Origin of the sequence: Nonomuraea sp. NPDC050227, assembly GCF_044459705.1 — a bacterium.
Lineage (GTDB): Bacteria > Actinomycetota > Actinomycetes > Streptosporangiales > Streptosporangiaceae > Nonomuraea.
The window spans coordinates 171224-191013 of the sequence record NZ_JBITJF010000017.1; the positions used below are offsets into that span (position 1 = coordinate 171224).

Below are 19790 nucleotides of genomic sequence, written 5' to 3' on the forward strand. Positions count from 1 at the left end.
TGTCTCCGGGACATCGCTCGTAGACATCCCGTGGACATCACGCGAACTACTCAAAGTGACGAAGGAAGCCCCATGCTGATCGACGCTCTCGCCGACATGGACGACTATGTGACCGCCACCTCGTGGATGGATGGCGCGTTCTGCGTCGAGGCCGACCCAGAGGCTTGGTTCCCCGAGCATGGCGCCCCGGCCGGCCCCGCCAAACGCATCTGCGCCGCTTGCCCTGCCCGCGCGGCCTGCCTCGCCTACGCCCTCGCTGAGGACATCCCGTACGGCATCTACGGCGGGCTCACACCACAGGAGCGCCAGCACCTACAGCAGCTCGACCTCGCTGTCTGACGGACCAACTACCCAACCCGACACCACAGAGGGAGACCACCATGAGCACCGACCAGATCCGCGAGACCTGCTGGGACTGTAAGGGCGCCAAGGTCAAGGACGGCATGACCTGCTCGATGTGCAAAGGCAGCGGCGAGATCACGACGACACTGCTGGTCGCCGAGCAGTAGCCGGCTTGTGAGCCCCGGCCTTCCCACGATGGGGCCGGGGCTCACCCCTTGGCGGCCTCGCGCAGCTTCGCCTGAACCTTCATCTTGTCGCCGGCCGGGAGATCCTTCCAGAACGGATGCCGGTGCAGCACCTCGACCGCCTGCAGCCGCTCCTCCCGCGCCGCGGCGAGGGCCTGACGCTGCTCGTCGCTCAGCTCCGCCTCCAGCGCCGCTATGGCGACAGGTGAGGGCTCAGCGGCTACCAGCTCAGCGCAGCGCGCCTCGGCCGCGTAGAACGCCTTCTGCGCGTCGATCAAATCCTGCGGCAGTTCGTAGTCAGCCATGGCGGTCTCCCCCGGTGCGTGGTGGTTCGCCAGGATCCTATGACCGAACGAGTGTGCGACTGGACTTCCGCATCTTCAGGTGTCAACCAAAAAAGGAAGACGCGCGTCACACGCTATGCCAATCTACGGCGGGGGCGGTCTATCGGGGCACTGGGCCGGAACGTAGACTCGAAGTCGTCGACAGGTGGACAAAGTGGTCAGACCGCGACACCCGATCAAGGAGCTGGAAGAGGTCCTGGCCGACGCGGAGGCTCAAGGCTGGGATGTCGATAAAGGAAAGAAGTACTTCATGATGAAGTGCCCATGCGGTCTTCACATGAAGACAGTGAAGTGCACGCCATCGGGGAACAACTACAAGAGGAACCTGCTCGGCCAACTGCGAAGAGCGACCTGTTGGGACGAGGACACGCCATGAAGTACATGACGATCCAGGAAGTTCAGTGCATCGGCGATCTCACAGGATTCGACGAGCGCCTCAACGACCTGATGAACGCCCTACTCGACCTGGAAGACACCGATTCGGCAGTCGAGGATCCTGATCTGGCCGCAACCATCACGGATGGAGTGGTGGACGTCCAGATGATCGTCGAAGCCGACGATCCTGCCGACGCCATGGTCAAGGCCCTCTGCTTCCTCCGTTCCGCGATCCACAGCATCGGCGACGCAACCCCCGGTTGGGAGACGCAGCGAGCGGTGATGCATGTGGCGCCCGCGGACGCCACCGATCGACTCCTAGCCGACGCGTAGTCCCCTTTCTGGAAGAGCCCTCATTCTGCCTACGGCAGGGTGAGGGCTTCTCTGTGTCCGCATCCGGACAGCAACTCCCGGCAACTTCCGCCAACCGGCCGGCGTCTCACCCTTGTCACGTTCCATCCCCCACCTCAGGAGTCTCTGTGCTCAGACGCCTGCTCGTGTCCGCTGCCCTCGCCGGGTCCGCTATGGTCGCCCCCGCCGTCGCTTCGCTGCCTGCTTCCGCGACGACAGTGCACGTGAACGCTGCCGCCGCCTCCTGCTACCGGCAGGTCGGGTCCCATTGGGAGTGCATCACTCCGGGAGCGTTCTGTCCGAAAGCAGCGCACGGGCGGTACGGGTACGCGAAGGTGACGAAGGTCCGCTACAAGTGCACCTACAAGAGCTCCGACCCGTACTGGCGTTGGCGTCGAGCCTGAGCTAGCCGTACGACACATGGGGCTCGCCCTGCTTGGGGCGAGCCTCTCGTTTTCCCAGACCAAAGCCTATTGTGTACACAATGCAAACTGTGTACTCTCATGGATGTGAGCGAGAACGAGATCGGCCTCCGCGAAGGACGCGCCAAGTTCGGGGACCTGGTGAACCGCGCAGAGTACGCCGGACAGATCACCTACATCACCCGGCACGGCCGCCGAGTCGCAGCCATCGTCCCCATCGACCTCATCCCCCAGGAGTCCACCGTGACCACGTACACCCTCATCTCTGCCACGTCTGGCGACCGGATGCCGGAGGGCGCAACCGAACTCGCCGAGTCGACCATCACCTGGCACGACCTCCCCGCTGACGCGCAGACATGGGCAACGGAGCAGGGCTACGGCGACAGCGACGACGAACTGCTGTACGTCATCGAGGGAGAGGCCGAGGTAGCCGGGTGGCCGACCCGCATCGTCACCATGGCCCCGCGCACGATCACCTTCACTCGCGAGAACGACAAGCCCGATTGGGGCACGGACACGATCACCATCACTGTCAACGGCAACGAGGTGACCGAGGATTTCACGGTGGACGGCATCAGCGACAAGGACATCCGCTCGTTCTCCGACCCGGGCGAGGTCGAGAGCTACCTTCACAACCGGCGCGTCGACCTCACGAGCGAGGGATACCGCGAACAGTAGCCGTACAACGCGAAGCAGCCCCTGCCCGATCCGCGAGGACCGGGCGGGGGCTTCTCGTTGCCGAAGGCCAGTCAGATGGCGGCGGGCATAGCGGGAGGGCGGGCAATCGCCGTGGCGAGCTGGCGCACACCAGCGACGCACGGGTGGCGCTCCACCACCTCGGCCGCGATCCGCCGGATTGACGGCCTATCCCGCACCTCCGCCGGCGCGTGCCGGTACGCCGCCAACAGCTCGGCCGCGGTCTGTTCGGGCCTGCCCCACCGCCAGTAGGCGCGGGCGAGGTCAGTGTGGAGACGCCCGCGCCGCTCGGGCGTCGGGTACATCTCGTCTCGCAGGTCCCGAGCGGCGTGCACGGCTGCGCCGGCATCGCCGAGCGCGTAGTGGATGTCGACGCGGTAGAGCGTCGCGAACGGCAAGGCAGTGGGCTTCATTGCCGGGATCCGGCCGGCTGCCTGCTCGGCCTCGGCGATGCCGTCGAGGGCTCGCTGCCGGTCTCCGGCCCAGGCGTAGGTGTAGGCGCGGGCGCACAGCAGCCGCAGGTACATGCTGGCTTGGGCAGTCGTCTGGTGTCCGGTCGTCGCCAGTTGGTCGATGCCGTTGGTCATGACGGCGGTGGCGAGGTCGGGGCGGCCTTGGGTGCGCAGCATCATGCCCAGTGCGCGCGCCGAGGCCGCCTTGGCGACGGGGTCCTGTGACCGGTCGGCGTACAGCATCGCTCGGTCCGCGGTGAGCCGGGCGGACGACTTGTTGCCGATCTTGTTGAGGGTGTCGGTGGCGAGGTTGTAGCTCGCCGAGACCAGCGCCCACCCTGCCGGGTTGTCGGCCCGTTCGGCTGCTTCTCGCGCTGAGGCGAGCAGTCCGGGCAGGGCCGCTACAAGGGCGGCCAGTTCGGCAGCGTCGAACTGGTGGCGCGCTGACCGTAGCCGTTGGGCGATCTGTGCCGGCTCGGCCATGCCGTCCGGTTGCGGCGGCACCGCCAGGGCGTCGTCCAGGCGTTGGAGTAGGGACAGCGGGATGCTCAGTCCGGCTGCTGTGAGCAGTGTGCGACGCCGCATCGGATCGGTCCCCTCGTCGTCATGACTCCCACCACGTAATGTATCCGCAGCATGGCGGCGTGTAACAGCGTGATCCGTCGCGGCGTGGACGCCGGCGTCGGGGAGAAGCCCAACCGCCCTTGGCGACAATCCCAACGCGGAAGCAAAACTACGCAGCACCACCGTGTCGGTCAGGGGCACGATTCCGCGCTCCAGGCGAGAGACCTGAGAGGCGGAATACCCCGTCAACCGGCCAAGATCGGCCAGCGTCATGCCCTTGGCCTGTCGAGCTGCTCTTACGATCTCGCCAGCGTGACGCAGTGTCATCGGCTGCTCCACAGAAGAGAGTCCCCGCTTCACCGTAGCTGGCCAACGCCTTGGAGGCACGCCGGTTTGCAGTACATGCAAACCGTTGCCGACCTATGCAAGCGCGCCTGCATGGGGCACCGGTTCGGGGCTTTCTGGAGTCACACCGGACCAGAGGAGGCATCATGCCACCGACCGCGCTCGGCTTCCCCACTGCGGCGCCATTGGGCGGCGACTTCGCCCGCCGCGGCGGCCAGCTGCGAGTCTCTCTCACTCCCCGCTGCCAGCTCGGGTGCTGGTTCTGCCACAACGAAGGAGAGATCCCGCCCCGGATCACCCACCACGACCGGACCATCCAGCCCCGTCGGCGGGCGATGGGAGCCGACGACTTCTTGACCGCGATCAACGCGATGACCGCCGCCGGGATCCGCCGCGTCTTCTTCACCGGTGGCGAACCGCTGCTGTCCCCGCTGGCCCGCCCGATCCTGCAGGGCCTGCCCGCACACGACATGAGCGACTACACCACCACGCTCATCACCAACGGGCTCACCCTCACCAAGGACCTCGACTGGCTGGCCGCCACCGCACTCGACCGGATCAAGGTCAGCTTGCATTACTTCTCCGACGCCTCCATCGCCGCCATCGCGGAAGGCAAGCCGGGCGACATCGCCAAGATCAAGGCCGGGATCGAGGCCGCCATCGAGGTAATCCCGATCGTCGAGCTGAACCTGCTGCTGCAGGAGCAGAACGCGCACGAGGTGATGGACATCATCGCCTACGCGCGCGAGCTCGGCACCAGCTTGCAGATCATCGAGCTGGTCGACACCGACCACAACCAGCTGAGCGCCAAGGTCCCCTCCGGGGACATCACCGCCTACCTGCGCTCGATCGCCACCAGCGGGGAGGTCGTCACCTCCGGTACGGGACAGGGGCGCCACGTTTTCAACGTCCCCGGCCAGCGCGGACCAATGACGATCGAGGTCATCGACGCCTCCCTCGGCCGCCACCACGTCGGCCAGTGCACCACCTGCCCCAAGCGAGCGCAGTGCATCGAGGGGTTCTGGGCGCTGCGCCTGGATTCGGCCGGCGAGCTCAGCCCGTGTCTACTTCGCCCCGACCTCCGCCTGGACGTCACCCCGTACGCACAAGACCCGGCCGGCCTGCTGGCGGCCGTCTCCGCCCACCTGGACGCCTTCACCGAAGGGACCCTCTGATGACCATCATCGCCCCCGGCATCAGCAACCAGCTGCCCGCCGCCTACCAGCCGGCCAAGACAGCACGATCGGGCATCTTCGTGGTCCTGGAGGGCATCAGCGGATCCGGCAAGTCCACCCTCGCCCGACACCTCGCCGAACGGCTGGACTGCCGTGCCTTCCACACGGTGCCCGCCCCAGTCTCTGATCTGCAGCCGTACATCAACGCCCACGCCCAGGCGCTACCGCAGCTGGCCTTCTACCTCGCCGGGGCGCTACACGCCTCCGACCTGGCCCGCCAGTCCCTGGAGACCGGGCATGCCGTCGCCGACCGCTACATCAACTCCGTTATAGCCAACCACTCCGCCGTCCACGGCCTCGACAATGGCACCGTCGTCGCGACCATCGCGCCCTTCGTCGGCTACCTGGCCCAGCCGGACCTGACCGTCTACCTGCACACCGACCTGGACGAGCTGACCGCGCGGATGACCGGCAAACCCGACCAGACCGCATCCGATCGCGACCTCATCGCCGACCGCGCCCTGCTGCGACGGCTGCAGGACCACTACGACCAGATCGCCGACACTGACTCCACCGCCTACCACCTGCACACCGACAACCGCACGCCGGAGCAGCTCGCCGACCACCTCGCCGCCATGGTCCACGCGATGGCCAGCGCCCAGCTGCCCGGCAGCGACGTCTAGATCCATCCCGGCAAACAGACCCCGTGCTCCCCGTGTGGCCGCGTAGCGTGACACCCACGACTCATCGCCACCACGGGGAGCACGGCCATGTCCACACCTGAACCGTTCCGGCCCCACGTCGGCGTCCACCTGATCCTCATCGAGGGGGACAAGGTCCTGCTGTTGCTGCGAGCCAACACGGGGTTCGCCGACGGCCTCTGGTCCGTCCCGGGGGGCTGCCTCGACGCCGGCGAGACCCTACCTGAGGGGGCCGCACGGGAGGCTCGCGAGGAGCTGGGCATCGACATCAACCCCGCAGACCTCGACTTCGCCGGCGTCTGCCACCACGCCGACCCCGACGGCCAGGCCCGCATCGGCGTCTTCTTCGCCACGAGCCGATGGGGTGGGGAACCGGTGAATGCCGAACCGAGCAAGTGCGACAAGATCGAATGGTTCCCCCTGGACGATCTGCCTGGCGACGTCGTCTCCTACATCCGCGCCGGCCTTGGCGCCTACCAGCGCGGCGACGCCTTCAGCCTCGATGGCTGGCAGCGCAGGGAGACCCCGGCACGCGACATGAACCTCTACCGCCCCTACTTCGATCTGGTCTCTGCTGGCCGCAAGTCCGTCGAGGTCCGGGTCCTCTACTCGAACCTGCGCGACCTCGCCGCTGGGCAGCGCATCCTGTTCCGATGCGACGGTGATGAGTGCCTGACCAAGGTCGTACGGGTTGCGGTCTACGACAGCTTCGAGGAACTGCTCGACACCGAGGGGCCGGAGCGCGTGAATCCCGACTCCTCGCGTGAGCAGCAGCTCGCCAACATTCGCCGCATCTACGGGCCAGAGAAGGAAGCGCTCGGCGTGCTGGCCATCGAGATCGAGCGCGTACAGCCCTGAACAACGCAAAGAAGCCCTCGCCCTCCCGAAGGAGAGCGAGGGCTTCTTGCTGGAGTCCCGCCGCTGTACCGCTCATGCGGGTGCCACGGTCTCCCGTGGCAGAGGCAGGAGGTCCGAGCATCCATCGGAGTAGGCGAACCAATGCCAGCGGTTCGCGCCGGACCTGGACCGGGGGCGGAAGCCGCTGGCGGGCTGCCGAACCAGTGGCGCTCCGGACGCTACCCCGATGGATGCTCGGACGTACAAACCAGACTAGCGCGGCAGGTCCTCAGACCGCCGAGCGTTCGGCACCGCCCACACGCCCAGAGACGTGAGCACCGCCAGTGTGATGTCGATCCACTCCTGCGGAGAGATCACACTATCGGTGACCGCGGACTTGGCGACGACCACAGCGGCGAACAGCGCGGCGACGAAGGTCTTCGCGTACTTACCAACGTTCATGACACCCTCCTCAGGGTTTGACCGTGTAGCCGTTGTCGAAGTCGTAGGCGAAGCTCTCGCTGTTCGACCCGAGGGTGATCCAGGCGGTGTCACCGCCGTTGCCCCAGATGTGGCCGTGGTAGCCGCACCGCGAGTCCATGTAGACGGCGTGCACCGTTCCGCCCGCGGACACGGACGGCGTGCCAGCGCCCGAGTAGACGCGGATCGTGTGCCCGGCAGGCAGGAGCACGTTGCCGTCGATCGGAGTGATGCCAGGCAACGACGTCACCTTGTAGGTGTTGCAGCCGTGCGGGTTGTCGTCCGCGCCCTCGTGGGACTTGCCCCACTGGTCGGCCACAGTCAGGCCGGTGACGTTCACGGCACGACCCGCGGCCCCGTCGGCCTTGACGTCGACGAACTCCTGATTGCGGTTGTAGATCGTGTCCGGGCCGTACGCGTTGTAGCCGACCTGCGTGATCTGCAGGCCCGGCACGTCAGCAGTGGCAGACGCCGGCACAGCGCCGACGAGACCGGCCGCGAGGGCGGCAGCGGACAGGACGATCGCGCTCTTGGTGATGCGCATTTTGAGGATGCTCCTCGATGAGGTGAATACGAAGAGAGCGCCCACCGCCGTGCGGGGACGCTCTGGGTGAGCCGCAGAGGGCTCGTCAGTTGGCCTCGTCGACGAGGCCCGGCACGCGCTCAGGCGTGCTCTCCTCCACGAGCTCGGGATGCCGTGGAAGAGACGTCTGGTAGAGCAGCGGCCACCACCGGGCCAGAAGACCGTCGCTCACGACACCCTCAGCAGAGCGGCGTACGTCAGCGGGCCCACCACGCCGTCATCGGCGAGCTTGGAGCGGCGCTGGAAGGCTTTCACGTCCTCGCTGAGGGCGGCGTCGTACTTGGTGGACTCCTGCCACGAGCGCAAGCCCACAGCGCCGCCGTACACCTTCTCGTTGAGGCCACCGCGGGCGAACAGCAGCGCCCGGACGGTCTTCACGTCGTAGCAGTCAGCGCCAACCGACAGAACGGGCAGAGCGTTCACGATGTCCTCCGTCCGCGAGGTGACAGGATCGGGCCCCTCGCCGTCGCTGTTGACCAGATGCATGAACTCGTCCCAGGGGAAGTGCCGGCCCGGGTCGCTGTGGTCTGTCTGCCGGAAGGCGAGAGAAACGTCCACGTGGCCGCACACGCCGGCCGCGCCCGCACGCACCTGCGCCACGGTCAGCTTCCTCATCGGCAGGTCGTAGCGCAGGCACAGCTCCCGGGTGCGGGCCGCGGCCTCCTCGACCGCCGGCCACACCTCTGACGACAGCCACTGCTCGCGCGTGTAAGAGGCTTCGCCGCAGATCTCGATCCCGATCGTGTGCGGATTCGGGGGCGCGTGCCAGGCGATCGTGTTCTCGGGAACGCAGTGCTCCTCATGCCGGGAGGAGTCGTAGATGTAGTGGGCGCTGCCGCCTGAGGACTGCATCTGGAAGTACTTCGCCGTCCCTGACGCAGCGCCCTTCTTTGACGCGGCCGGATAGCCGACGCCGGGGCAGGTGGCGTGAATGACCACCCGCCGCGGCGGCTTGTTGCCGGTTCCTGAGTTGTGCGCGGCACGCCGGGTGATGGGCGGCTCACCAGCTCTCACGGCGTCTCTCCCTCACGCGGATCGATCCGCAGGTCAGCCAGACGGGTCTGCAGCTTCTCGCACTGGTCCTGTAGCCGGGCCAGACGTGCCAGCGTCCGGGTCACTTCCATCTCCAGCTCAGCGATCCGAAGGTCGCGCTCTTGAAGCTTCTGATCCCGTTCGGTCAGCGCCTGCTCCAGGCGGTTGATCGTGGACTCTGCCCGGTCCAACGCCACCTGTAGCGCAGCGACAGCTTTCTCGGCGCCGCCGATGAACACGTTCTCCAGCTCGATCGGCTGCCGTTCCTCGTCCAGTCGTGCCTTCTTCAAGTCGATGCGAGATTTGACGAGTACCCCAAGCGCTGACGTGAGGCCGCCGCCCAGCAAGGTGATCACCGCGGGCGTCAGCCACTCAGTCGCCACCCGCACCTCCCGAGTATTTGATGATGGTCTTCTCCAGACGTGCCAGCGTTCTTGCCCTCGCGGCGCAGGCGGCAGCGACAGCGGCGAGCACGCCCGCGGTGTAGACGGCTGGGGCGCCGGCGTAGCGGACCACGACCACTCCGTAGACGGAGACAGCCGCGGCGAGCGGCCACAAGCCGGCCCTTTCCAGGCGCAGCCCGAGCAGGAGCAGGCTTGGGCGCCAGTAGCGCAGAATGATCCCGGCGACGATGAGCAGCCCCGCCAGTAGCTGGATCGCCCCCCAAGCCAGAACGACGGCGGGAGGGAGGGTGGCGTTGATGCTGGCAGGTGGTCCAGCCCCGAACGAGATGGCTGTCCCGTTGAGCAGGAACAGCAGCCCGAACAGCAGCTCGAACGGGTGCTCGGCGAGGGGAACGAACCGCTTCATGCACATCCCCTCGTGATTGGGGTGCCGTCCCGCCCATCCTCGGTAGCGGGACGGCACGACTATGGGGGCAGCTACTGCATGAGGCCCTTCGAGCGCGCGTCGGCGCGGAAGGCCCTGACTACCGTCTTGATCTCGTTGATCAACTGCTGCACGGTAGCCGTGTACGTCGATCCAGCATCGGCTGTGGCGATGTCACCCATGTCGGCCAGAACGACGGGCGCCGGGAGCGTCACCTCCCCGACGTTGCCAGCCGCGCGGTACCGCAGCAGGCCGCCCCGGAAGTAGACATGCCCTGCGCCTGATGGGAGGCCGGAGGTGTCGGGTGCCGTCATGGAGTGCATGGCCCACCCCTGCGACGCGACGGTTTTGCCTGGCTGGGAACGCATGAGGGCCTTGAGCTCCTCGACATCTCGCTGGAGCTGCCGGATCTCGCCCATCAAATCGTTGGGGAAAACGTCAGGCACCCGGGGCCTCCTGTCCCTCAAGCACGAGCTGCGCTTCCTCTTTGCCGGAGTCACGGCTGGTAGGGGTGACTCGCATGCCGATCACGCGCCGGATCCGGGACTGGCGGACGTGCCACTCGTTGTCCAGCTTGATCATCGCCGTGTCGCCGAGACTGTTCGGCGTGAGCGTGGGGTTGGCGCCGAGCGCGATCGTCACCTGGTCCACGCGCAGCGCGCCCGGCGCTTTCGCTGCCCAGAACGCGGCGTAATCGTCCAACGTGGCCTGCACGGTCGCCGTCGGATATGAGATCGTCCGGTCGAGCCGCGGCCAGCCTGCGGCCAGATGAGCGGTCGCGGACGCGACGGTGGACACGAGCGGAGTCGCCGACGTAGAGGCGTCCGTCGAGATGGACGAGCCGCGCGCCCGCCACCTCGTCGCCCCGCGGAGGGCGTCAATCTCTTCACTCCACTCCAAGATGTCGCCGCCGTGCGCCGAATCCACCAGGACGTGCTGTGGTTCGGCCTGCCCAAGCGTCGGGTACCCCCAGCGCCACTGACGTTCCAGCACGCCGGAGACGAGCGCGAGGTCAATCGCCCACTCGAAGCCGTTGTCGACCTGGGCGAGCTCGACGAGCCGCTGCCCGTAGGTGCCGCCCTCGCTGTCCAAGTAGGTGCGGTCCCGCTTCACGCCTGACGTGCCCGATTGCAGGGCCAGGCCGATGTTCGCACCGGCCTGAGCCTGCGCGTGATTGAGCAGGGCGCGCGCGATGTCGATCTGGTCCGTGTTGGTGTAAAAAAGATCGTTCTGGATCTCGACATGGCTGAGATACGCGTCCAGGGTGGAGCCCCGGAGCTGCACAGCAGGCGTACCCCTCCGGGAGCGCCCGATTGTCGCTGCGGTGATCCAGTACTCGCCCCACGGATCGCCATCCCTGTAGATCTGCACCGTGATCACACCAGGGCCGCGGTCTAGGACGGTGTCGTCCAGCGGGATGATGTCGGCCACCTGAGAGCGGACCCGCCGGTTAGGGATCGGGATCGTGGCGCTGAAGCTGCCCGCCTGCAAGATCCGCTTGTCGAACGAGACGCCCTTCAGATCCAGGTCGCCGAGGTAGGTGCGGTCCAGCAGCCGGGTGACCACATACCGGTAGCGGCTGGTTCCGCGACCTGGTGTGAAAGGTTGCACGACGGGCGGGTCCGGCACCTGCGCCGTGGACGACTCCACGACCACGACGAGCGCTGCCAGGCACAGGAGGCTGGCGTTCGCCAGGTGGAACTGCTGCCCCGTTGCCGTCGTGCTCGACACACGCCGCCACACGACCTGCCCGGACACGTCGTCCTCAGACTGGATGTCCGCCAGCTCATCGAAGCCGACTGGCGTCGACCAGCTGACGGCCACGTTCGATGGGGTACCGGCGGCGAACCGGAATTCCAATCCCGAAGAGGTAGCCGGGACTATCGACGGCGAGATGGCCGCCTGGCTGTTGGTGAATGCATTCCCCAGTCCGACCTGCGGCTGAGTAGTGACCGCCCCCGCGATGGCGACGACGACGCACACGCCGTCCGCGGTGCCGGCCTGGTTGACCGTGTACTGGGACGGCTCGGCGTTGGTGCCGAGCCGCCACCAGACGTCCACCGCCGTCAGGACGCCCGGCGTGCCGGCGATGTGGCCGATCTGCTGCCAGGTGCCGCCGCCGGTGATGTTGGCGACGCCGCCCCCGTCCACACTCAGGAACGCCAGCAGCGACATCCCCGCCGTGACGCCTGTGGGGGCGTTAACCTGCCACGTCGCGGTATTAGGGCCGATCCCTTGGGTCCACGAGCGGATGACGGCGGGCACCACTCACCCCCGTCACCTACAGCCAGGCATCACGCCAGAGGAAGTCCGCGCCGTTGGCTCCGCCGCTGGTCGCGCTGTACTGGATGTCGTTCGGTCCTGGCGCTAGGACGAAGTCTTGGACCGGGACGCTGGCGCCGGTCAAGGCGCTCATGCGGGACTCGCCTGCCAGGGTGATCGTGCCGTTGTCGGTGTCGATCTCTAGGAGCTGTCCGCCGGTCAGAGTGATGGACAGCTCCAGGATCCGGCCGGACGTCTGGTTCGCCAGGGTCGGATCCACGGCGGGCCCTTCGACCCGGATGAGCGGATGCGTGGCGATGTTGCCCGCGTTTCCGAGCCCTGTGACGCTCTCCAACGGCACTGTCGCGCCGCGCCGCTCCAAGCTGTACCGGCGCGGGTCAGCGCACGCCACGAGCACGCTCACTGTGGGCAAGCCCACGTTGTACGCCTCGTCCAGCTCGATGTCGCGGGCGATGATCTGCCCGTAGGCCAGCCGCGGCTCCCCGTACGACTTGACGACCAGCGGCAGAGGATCCTCACTGTCGGGGATGCCTGTGACTGCGGCGATCTGGTCGAGAAGCGTGTCGATCTGCGTCGGGTCGGACGCTGAGTCCGGTTGGAGTTTCAGCGTGACCAGCCGCTGCTGGGCCAGCTTGCGCGCATCCCACGCGCCGTGTCTGTTGGGGCGTTCCTCGTTGAGGTTGTCGATGTTCGGTGTGCCCATCCACCCCTGCACCGGCAGCAGCACTCTTACGCTCGTGCTGGGCCCCCACAGAGTGCCGTTCCACTCGACCTCCCCCGCCGCCCCTGTCAGGGAGTCGCCGGGTTTGATCGGCACTGTGATCGACAGCGGCGGGAACTCGACCCCGATCTCGAACACGCCCAGCGTGGGCCGCTGATCGTACGAGAACGCCAAAGGCGGGAACTCAATCTCGGTCTCGAACGGGCCGAGCAGGACCCGCGCGTCCGGGGTGGTGACCGCTATCGCCGGGAACTCAACCTCTAGCTCGAACGCGCCGAGGGTGACGCTGTTGCCGAACATGCGGGGATGGCGGGCAACGATGGGGCGGTTCGGAAATGAGCGTCCGGAGCGGGCCACCGCACCCCTCCCTTACCAGTTCGCAGCGCGATGCACGGCGGTCGGAGGCGTCCAGACGCGGGTCGGGGGGATCGGCTGCTCTTCGGTGATCTCCACCGCGATCCACGTCCAGTTCGCGGCGGAGGTGCCGAAGGCATCGAAGTTGAACGTCACGCCTGTGCCGGGGGTGGCGGTGTTGGCTGCCTTGACGACGCTCATGCCGGCGGTGTTGATGCCGCGCACCCACGCCTGCTCGTCATCGGTCGACGTTGGTGTGCCGCCAGCAGCGGTGTCCCGGGCGACAGCGAACCCGCGCGAGTTGGCGATCGTGGAGTTGTAGCCGGTCGGCGTGATGTTGTTGGTGGTACTGGTGCCGTTACCGGTCGCCCCGATTGGATTGCTCAGCCCGGCGCCGGTCAACACGTACACGGAGAAGCCGCCCACGAAGGTCGCGGCTGTGTCCCGCGCCACCGTCACCGTCATCCCTGTTCGGGCATCGGGAACGGGGGCAGTCCAGATGGCGTCTTTGTTGTCAGCGGTGATGTGCCGCTGTGTCCACGTCAGCGCGGCGCCGGAGTTGGACAGCGCAGCCAGGCCGCCGATCATCGTGCAGGCGACCAGCAGGCTCTGAGCGGGCGCGTCGAACGCGGCGGTGGGCAGCGACGTCGCAGAGGCGGTAGAGACAAGCGGCGGCGACGTGGCAATCGCGATCGCCATCAGCAGCGCTCGAAGCCCATGGACGCCCTGACGTTGACTGCGGCAGGTGCCGTGCAGCGGATCACGAACCCCTCGCCGAGCGGCGAGTCGGGGTTCGTCTCCAGCGGAAAGTCGTACAGGACGGTGCCGCCGTTCGGTGTCAGCAGGAACGAGTCGATGACGACGATCGTGGTCGGTTCGGTGGTCCAGTTCTTCGCCGCCGAGAAGCCGGTCGACGCCAGACGACCTCGCACCTGGTTGATCGTCACCGACGTGCTGGCGGTTCCCGGCGGATTCGCCCCGAAAGAGCACGCGCACAGCTCGACCAGGACGGGAACAGCAGCAGCGGACGTTCCATCGAAACCGATCTTGTACCGGGTCCAGTCCACGCCATGATTGGCGGTCGTCGCGCCGCTCTTGACGCCCAGGATGGTCTTGGCGGTGGCAGCCGACAGCGCCACCGCCCCCTCCGTCGTGATCGAATATCCAGACTTGGCCACGTTCGGCCCCCTTTACATGCGAAAACCCCCGCACGTCGGCGAGGGTCGAAGGTCGAAACAGCGGAGTTAGGCGGCGGCGCGCAGCTTCTCGCGGAAGACGCCGTCAGCGTGGAACGTGATCTGGAAATCGCCGTCAGCGGTCGGGTAGGGCTGACCGAACCACCGGTACAGCAGCGCCCGATTGGACAGGGTCGACGTGTAGACGAGCAGCCCTTCTGCGGTGATCGTGGTGGACGTCCACAGCAGAGTGCTGATCTTCCACCCGATCTTGTTCGCGGTGGACAGCACGCCCAGGGACACCACTGTGATGTTCAGACCGCCTGCCGTGTAGCCGGGCCCACTGGCCTCGTTGGCGTTCCACGGGCTCGATCCGTACGCCGGGTTTGTCTGATCGAAATCGATCGTGCCGCCCGCGACCGACCCCGTGAACAGCGCCCCCTTGTGGACGCCCGGCGTGGTGTCATCCAGGTCGAGAGCGATCGTGTTCCCGAGCGCCTTGATCCACGTGTCGGAGAACACGCCGTCTTGCAACGCCACAACGCCCTCCTAAGGCAGGTTGATGCGGACGTGCTGGCGTTCGCGGCCGTCCGGGCTGGTCTCTCGGATCACCTCATGGCCGCGCTGATCCATCCGATGCTGGAAGCGGGTTCCGTCGTCGCGGGTCCCCTCACGCACTTGATCAGTGGTCAGGAAGGTGCGCTCCCCCACGACCACGTCAGCGGTGCGGCCCTCTCCGAGCGGCTCCCCGTCTCTCATGTACTCGCCGAACGTCTGGCCGCTGTTTGGATCCCAAGGCATGGCTGAGCCTGCCCTCCTCACGTGTTGATGTTGAAAGGCGGCTCAGCCGCGCGTGTACAGGTCGGCCTTGGCCCACAAGATGTCGGAGTCGACCGTCTCCTTCACGGTGGTCCCGTAGAAGTTGACCGTCTTGGTCACCTGCGGGGCGACGCTCGCACTTCCCGAGCCGTTCGAGCCCGCGCCGTACGAGCCGCCCAGGCCACCGTAGGAGCCCGAGATCTGCTGAGGCTTGGACACCTTGCTGGCGTTCACCGGACCGCTCGACGCATACCCAGAGACCGGCTGAGAGCCAGACACCATGCCACCAGCCGGCTTCTTGGGCTGGTTGCCCTCGACGAAACCGCCCGACTTGCCCTTGAGGGAGCCCGTGGTCTTCTTCGCTGACGCTCCCACAGCGCCCTTGGAGCCGATCGCGGCCATCGTCTGCGTCAGCTCGTACACGCTGCCGGATAGCCCGTCCACGCCCGCGCCGAGCAGGTTGATCGAGTCCCCGATGACCTGCGAGCCAGCCAGCCACGACTGGTCAAGCTGCTCCGCCGAGGCCCCGACCTGCGAGATGGACGAGGTCAGCGAACCAGCCTGCCCCAGCGTCGCCTGCAGAGCACTCACCGCGCCTGTCAGGCCGGTACCGACCTGCATGCTCGTCGCATCGATCGCGCTCGTCAGGCTCTGCACCTGCTGCGAGGCCTGAGCGGAGTAAACCTCCAGGCCGAAATCGGACGCCACCTGCGAGAGTAGATCGATCGCCCTCGACCTGTAGCGCTGCTCGTACGGGATGAACGCCTCTTGGTCGGCGCCTTCCCCGTACAAGATGGTCGGGCCGGTCGCCATGTTCGGCGGCGTGCTACGCCCACCAGCAGCGAACCGTTGAATGCCGCCCTCGGCGTAGGCGAAGATGCCGCCGGCGCGGGCCTTGAGGTTCTCTTGCTTGCGGATGTAGTACTCGCGGATCGTGGTGGTGATCGTCTTGCCGTCGAGCTCTCGGAGTTTCTTCTCGTACTCTCGGATGAGGTCGAGGGCTTCCTTGCCGCCCGGCGTTTTGACGTCCGTCTTCACGTTGCCTGGGATCAAACCCAACTTGGTTGCGAGTTCCTCGGCCTGCTTGCGTGAGAAGCCCATCTTCTCCGCCAGGCCGATGAAGGAATCCCGTTGCGCGCCGACCTTCCGAGTCACCTCATCGAGCGGAGTGCCCTGCTCGATGAGAGCGTCCCGGTAGGCGTTGGCCTTCTCCGCCAGCCCGATCAGCGCTTCACGGTTTCGACGCCCGGCCTCGCTGTTGGTGTCGTGGGCTCGGCCGTTCTCCCTGATGGAGGCGGCTGCGTCATCCACCGCCCGCTTGTAGTTGATCTCCGACTGCATGGCAGTAGCCGTGAGGCTGGTGAGCTGGCTGATCGCCGAGCGGAGCGTGTCCACATTCGTGGCCGCCCCATCCGCCGAGTTCCCCAGATCCTTCAGCGCGTCCCCGGTCGGGGCCGTCGCCTGCTGGGCAGCCGCAGCAGCCGAGCTGTAGCCAGGCAGCAAAGCCCGCAGCTTGTCCACGTCCCCGCCAGCGAGCCCAGCCTGCTTGGCAAGCTCGTTGAACAGAGCCGCGGCCTGCTTGCTGTTGCCGCTCTGCACCATCTGGGTGAGGGTCTTGTCGAAGTTCTCCAGCCTCTGCCGACCCGTGTCCATGCTGTACAGGTCGCCCGTGACGGACGACGCCATGGACGCCACCTCGGTGGTGAGCTGCGCGAACGGGTTACTGCTCGTCAGACGACCAACCGTGTCCCCCAAGGACTCGAACTGGCCCACCACCGGCGCAAACCAAGTGCCAGATCGGGCCATGTCGCCAGCCAGCGTGTCCAGGTTCGACCCGAACACGTTGAGCTGAGCGGCGGCCGGCCGACTCTGCTGCGCGAGGCTCGCCATCTGCTTGGCGAGTCCATCGATGTCCGGGTTCAGGCCGGAAAGGGCATCGCCGACCTTGTCCGCGACGACCGCCACAGCAGCCAGGACCGCCGCCATGCCGCCGGCCTTGAGCGTCCCCGACAGGCCAGAGAACCTGCCCTTGGCACCCTCCGCAGACTTGCCCGCCTTGTCAAGGCTGCCGGACAGGGTCTGCCACCACTCGACCGCGCCTGTCACGGCTTGGTAGCCCTTCACGGCGCTGACAGTCGCAACGATGGCAATCGCGAGAGCCTGAATCTGGCCGGGACTCATCTTGGACAGCACGTCAGCGAGGAGCACGAACCCGCCGAGCTTGAGCGTGGTGCCCAGCTTGGCAGCCGTGAAGATCGCCGCTACACCCTTCGCGATGGCTTCGACCTGAGCAGGTTGCAGAGAGGCCAGCTTCTCCGACAAGGACACGAAGAAGTCGAGAACGCCAGGCCCAAGCTGGCCGCCGGCTGCAGCCACGTTGCCGATGAATTCGGCGATGTTCCTGACGATCTCTGCGACCTTCGGCCCTTGCTCGGCGGCGTAGGCCAGGAACTCCTTGAACTCGGGGCTGTCCTTGAGGTTGGTCCCCCAGTCCTCGAAGTCCTGGGTGATGGACTCCACCCAGTCCGTCAGGGGCCCCGTGTAGGGCAGGAACCCCTCGACGATGCCGCGCAGCCCGCCTGCCACGTTGATGGCGGCGTTGCCGAGGCCGGCGATTGCGTCGGGGGCCCGTCGTCCGAGGTCGTCGAAGAAGTTGGTCCATTCCTTGGACTCCAGCGCCTTCTTCGCGGAGTCGGCAAACCGGTCGAGACCTGCTGCTCCTCCCTTGACCAGCGGCGTTGCCCGGTCCATGCCGACCCGGAGGACGTCGAGCCCCTTCTCAATGACAGAGAAAACGTCCGGCTGTAGCGACCTCTGCCAGGCGAGGTAGTCCTCCTGGAACGACTTGATCGCCGCAGCGAGCTTCTTCTCCTCCGCCGACAGCTCCGCCATCTTCGACGCGGCCCCACCAGCAGCGCCGCCAGTCTGCTCCAGGGCAGCCTTCTGCTGGAGTTGCTCAACCTTGAGCGCCTGAACGGCCCTCAGGTGGTCACGCTGGGCCTTAACCAGCGCCTGCTGGGCGTCGGCCACCTTCCGCTGAGCGTCAGCGACGCGAGTGTTCGCATCGGCGACATCACGTGCCCCGTCGCGGGCGGCACGCGCCGACTCCGCCCGAGCGTCCGCGAGAGCCCGCTCAGCGTCCGCCTCACGCTGCTGGGCGTCGAGAATCCGCTCCTTGGCTGCGACGACTTCGTCTGAGCCTTCGACGCCTTTCCGGTCGGCTTCCTCGCGCTCTTTGGCGAGGTCTCCGTTGCGCTCCTGGATCTCGCGCAGAGACAGTTCGGCCTCTCGCAGCCGGAGCGCGGCGTCTTCCTTATCCAGCGCGGACGCCTTGGGATCGTTCAGGATGCGCTGCAGCTCGGCCCGCGCTCGGCGGATGCTGAGCTGAGCCCTCTCCTCCGAGAGAGCCCCGCGCTCCGTCGCCAGAGCAAGGTCCTCGATTCGCTCTTGGGCCCTCTCACGTGCCCGCGTGAGGTCCTCGATCGCCCGCTGGGTGGCGCGGTGAGCGTCCTGGACAGAGCGCTCCGCGTCGGCGATGCGAGCGGCCGCTTGAGCCTGCCGGTCAGCGGCGTCCTCTGCCGCCCGAGCCGCGTCCTGCTGGGCGGACCGAACGCCGGCCATGGCGTCCCGTACGGCCTGCTGAGCACTCTTAACCGCCTGGGCACTGTCGGTGACCCGGTCCTGCGCCTCGGCCAGCCGCAGCGCAGCGGACGCCGCCTCGGCGGCCTTCTGGGCGGCACTCTTCATCGCGCCGCCGGCACCGCCGCCAGCCGTCTCGGCCTGCTTGAGCGCATCCGTCACCCGAGAGATCCCAGGCACTGCAACTGCGGCGAATCCTGCCGCGCCAGCAGCAGCCGCACCGAACGCCGCGCCCAAGCCCGCCACGCCCACACCGATGGACACTGCAGACGGCAGGCTCGCCAGTGCCGCGGCGACGATCGCGATGTTGCGGAGGGCTCCGCTCACGTCAGCGTCGACCTTGACCTTGGCCGACCGGCCATCGACCCGTGCCATCTCCGACTGGATCGTGCGCACCTGCGCCAGCGCAGCCGCAGAGTCCACACGAACCTTGGGATCGGCGCTGGTGGCGTTCAGCCTCTCCAGATCCCGCTGGATCGAGCCAAGCTCCGACCGGGCAGCCCCGTCGTCCAGGTCCACATTCATCACGCGGCGGACATTGAGCTCGTCCAGGCGTCGCCGAAGCTCGTCCAACTCCGCCTGCGCCCGCGCCGTATCCGCGTCAGCGGAGACAGTGGTCCTCTTGCCAGAGAGACGGTCTACCTCGCGCTGCAGCGCCTGAATCTGCGCCGTCGCCGCACGGGTGTCGGCGTCAACCTTGAGGTCGCCTGACATGGCGTCCCGCAGGCGCTTCGTCGCCGCCTCTGCCTTGGCCAGCGCCGACATGTACGGCTTGACGTCGGCATCGAGGCGGACGGTTACGGTGCGGTCGGCCACGGCGGAGTCACCTCCGCCCTGGAGCCCGAAATTGCGCGATTGCAGGACTTGAGCGGTCCTGTCGTGTAACGGTGCAAACCGCACCCGCTGTCGGCGCGTCTTACGCGCGCACCCCTACTCCCTCAGGAGCCCCACATGGCGCACCCCGGCCCTCACGACCAGTACGGCCAGCCGTATCCGCAGCAGCCGTCACAGCCGTACGGGCAATACCCGCAGCAGCCGCCCAACCCAGGCGGGGGCCTGTACGCCCCACAGCCACAGCAGCAGCAGT

23 protein-coding genes are annotated in these 19790 nt (G+C 67.0%); 8 read left to right on the forward strand and 15 right to left on the reverse strand.

What is annotated here, in order from left to right; genetic code table 11:
- Window positions 1-72: 72 nt before the first annotated feature.
- Window positions 73-339: a WhiB family transcriptional regulator gene (locus ACIBK9_RS46965; protein ID WP_397165568.1), complete on the forward strand. Its 267-nt coding sequence runs from the start codon at window positions 73-75 to the stop codon at window positions 337-339.
- A 41-nt stretch (window positions 340-380) separates the two neighbouring features.
- Complete coding sequence (locus ACIBK9_RS46970; protein ID WP_397165570.1) at window positions 381-509, forward strand: hypothetical protein; 129 nt, start codon at window positions 381-383, stop codon at window positions 507-509.
- Between the two features lie 41 nt (window positions 510-550).
- On the opposite strand, the gene ACIBK9_RS46975 is transcribed toward ACIBK9_RS46970, so the two are convergent.
- Entirely contained in the window at window positions 551-832 is a 282-nt protein-coding gene (locus ACIBK9_RS46975) for a hypothetical protein (protein WP_397165572.1), read from the reverse strand.
- A 411-nt stretch (window positions 833-1243) separates the two neighbouring features.
- On the opposite strand from ACIBK9_RS46975, the gene ACIBK9_RS46980 reads away from it, so the two are divergent.
- A complete protein-coding gene (locus tag ACIBK9_RS46980; RefSeq protein WP_397165573.1) occupies window positions 1244-1579 on the forward strand; it encodes a hypothetical protein in 336 nt (111 codons plus the stop codon).
- Window positions 1580-2106: 527 nt separating this feature from the next.
- A complete protein-coding gene (locus ACIBK9_RS46985) occupies window positions 2107-2697 on the forward strand; it encodes a type II toxin-antitoxin system prevent-host-death family antitoxin (protein ID WP_397165575.1) in 591 nt (196 codons plus the stop codon).
- A gap of 71 nt (window positions 2698-2768) precedes the next feature.
- Here ACIBK9_RS46985 and ACIBK9_RS46990 read toward each other — a convergent pair whose 3' ends face one another.
- On the reverse strand, window positions 2769-4058 hold the full coding sequence (locus tag ACIBK9_RS46990) for a helix-turn-helix domain-containing protein (protein WP_397165577.1): 1290 nt from the start codon (window positions 4056-4058) through the stop codon (window positions 2769-2771).
- Between the two features lie 164 nt (window positions 4059-4222).
- Here ACIBK9_RS46990 and ACIBK9_RS46995 point away from each other — a divergent pair, with 164 nt between their 5' ends.
- The 3 genes from ACIBK9_RS46995 (at window position 4223) to ACIBK9_RS47005 (ending at window position 6810) form a co-directional block, all read left to right on the forward strand.
- Window positions 4223-5251, forward strand: coding sequence for a radical SAM protein (locus tag ACIBK9_RS46995; protein ID WP_397165578.1), 1029 nt, complete (start codon window positions 4223-4225; stop codon window positions 5249-5251).
- Entirely contained in the window at window positions 5251-5934 is a 684-nt protein-coding gene (locus ACIBK9_RS47000) for a dTMP kinase (RefSeq protein WP_397165579.1), read from the forward strand. The genes ACIBK9_RS46995 and ACIBK9_RS47000 overlap by 1 nt, the downstream gene beginning before the upstream one ends.
- An 87-nt stretch (window positions 5935-6021) precedes the next feature.
- On the forward strand, window positions 6022-6810 hold the full coding sequence (locus ACIBK9_RS47005; RefSeq protein ID WP_397165581.1) for an NUDIX domain-containing protein: 789 nt from the start codon (window positions 6022-6024) through the stop codon (window positions 6808-6810).
- A gap of 252 nt (window positions 6811-7062) precedes the next feature.
- On the opposite strand, the gene ACIBK9_RS47010 is transcribed toward ACIBK9_RS47005, so the two are convergent.
- From ACIBK9_RS47010 to ACIBK9_RS47065, 12 genes are all read right to left on the reverse strand, one after another.
- Window positions 7063-7251, reverse strand: coding sequence for a hypothetical protein (locus ACIBK9_RS47010; RefSeq protein WP_397165582.1), 189 nt, complete (start codon window positions 7249-7251; stop codon window positions 7063-7065).
- Window positions 7252-7261: 10 nt separating this feature from the next.
- Window positions 7262-7813 carry a hypothetical protein gene (locus ACIBK9_RS47015; protein ID WP_397165584.1) on the reverse strand — a complete coding sequence of 184 codons (552 nt, stop codon included), beginning with the start codon at window positions 7811-7813 and terminating at the stop codon, window positions 7262-7264.
- An 85-nt stretch (window positions 7814-7898) separates the two neighbouring features.
- Window positions 7899-8024, reverse strand: a complete 126-nt coding sequence (locus ACIBK9_RS47020; RefSeq protein ID WP_397165585.1) for a hypothetical protein — start codon at window positions 8022-8024, stop codon at window positions 7899-7901.
- The gene (locus ACIBK9_RS47025; RefSeq protein WP_397165587.1) at window positions 8021-8866 is read right to left on the reverse strand and encodes an N-acetylmuramoyl-L-alanine amidase; all 846 of its coding nucleotides are present in this window, start codon (window positions 8864-8866) and stop codon (window positions 8021-8023) included. Before ACIBK9_RS47025 ends, ACIBK9_RS47020 begins: the two co-directional genes overlap by 4 nt.
- Window positions 8863-9267: a hypothetical protein gene (locus tag ACIBK9_RS47030; protein WP_397165589.1), complete on the reverse strand. Its 405-nt coding sequence runs from the start codon at window positions 9265-9267 to the stop codon at window positions 8863-8865. The genes ACIBK9_RS47025 and ACIBK9_RS47030 overlap by 4 nt, the downstream gene beginning before the upstream one ends.
- Window positions 9257-9694, reverse strand: a complete 438-nt coding sequence (locus tag ACIBK9_RS47035; RefSeq protein WP_397165591.1) for a hypothetical protein — start codon at window positions 9692-9694, stop codon at window positions 9257-9259. The genes ACIBK9_RS47030 and ACIBK9_RS47035 overlap by 11 nt, the downstream gene beginning before the upstream one ends.
- 71 nt (window positions 9695-9765) lie before the next feature.
- Window positions 9766-10158: a hypothetical protein gene (locus ACIBK9_RS47040; protein ID WP_397165592.1), complete on the reverse strand. Its 393-nt coding sequence runs from the start codon at window positions 10156-10158 to the stop codon at window positions 9766-9768.
- Window positions 10151-11977, reverse strand: coding sequence for a hypothetical protein (locus ACIBK9_RS47045; RefSeq protein WP_397165594.1), 1827 nt, complete (start codon window positions 11975-11977; stop codon window positions 10151-10153). The genes ACIBK9_RS47040 and ACIBK9_RS47045 overlap by 8 nt, the downstream gene beginning before the upstream one ends.
- A gap of 16 nt (window positions 11978-11993) precedes the next feature.
- A complete protein-coding gene (locus tag ACIBK9_RS47050) occupies window positions 11994-13016 on the reverse strand; it encodes a phage distal tail protein (protein WP_397165595.1) in 1023 nt (340 codons plus the stop codon).
- 69 nt (window positions 13017-13085) lie between these two features.
- Window positions 13086-13769 (reverse strand): hypothetical protein, encoded by a 684-nt coding sequence (locus ACIBK9_RS47055; protein ID WP_397165597.1) that lies wholly within the window; start codon window positions 13767-13769, stop codon window positions 13086-13088.
- Complete coding sequence (locus ACIBK9_RS47060) at window positions 13769-14248, reverse strand: hypothetical protein (protein ID WP_397165599.1); 480 nt, start codon at window positions 14246-14248, stop codon at window positions 13769-13771. The genes ACIBK9_RS47055 and ACIBK9_RS47060 overlap by 1 nt, the downstream gene beginning before the upstream one ends.
- A gap of 66 nt (window positions 14249-14314) precedes the next feature.
- Window positions 14315-14785, reverse strand: a complete 471-nt coding sequence (locus ACIBK9_RS47065; protein ID WP_397165601.1) for a hypothetical protein — start codon at window positions 14783-14785, stop codon at window positions 14315-14317.
- 75 nt (window positions 14786-14860) lie between these two features.
- Here ACIBK9_RS47065 and ACIBK9_RS47070 point away from each other — a divergent pair, with 75 nt between their 5' ends.
- The gene (locus tag ACIBK9_RS47070) at window positions 14861-15052 is read left to right on the forward strand and encodes a hypothetical protein (protein WP_397165603.1); all 192 of its coding nucleotides are present in this window, start codon (window positions 14861-14863) and stop codon (window positions 15050-15052) included.
- A 36-nt stretch (window positions 15053-15088) separates the two neighbouring features.
- On the opposite strand, the gene ACIBK9_RS47075 is transcribed toward ACIBK9_RS47070, so the two are convergent.
- Entirely contained in the window at window positions 15089-19519 is a 4431-nt protein-coding gene (locus tag ACIBK9_RS47075; protein WP_397165604.1) for a hypothetical protein, read from the reverse strand.
- Window positions 19520-19790: the final 271 nt, after the last annotated feature.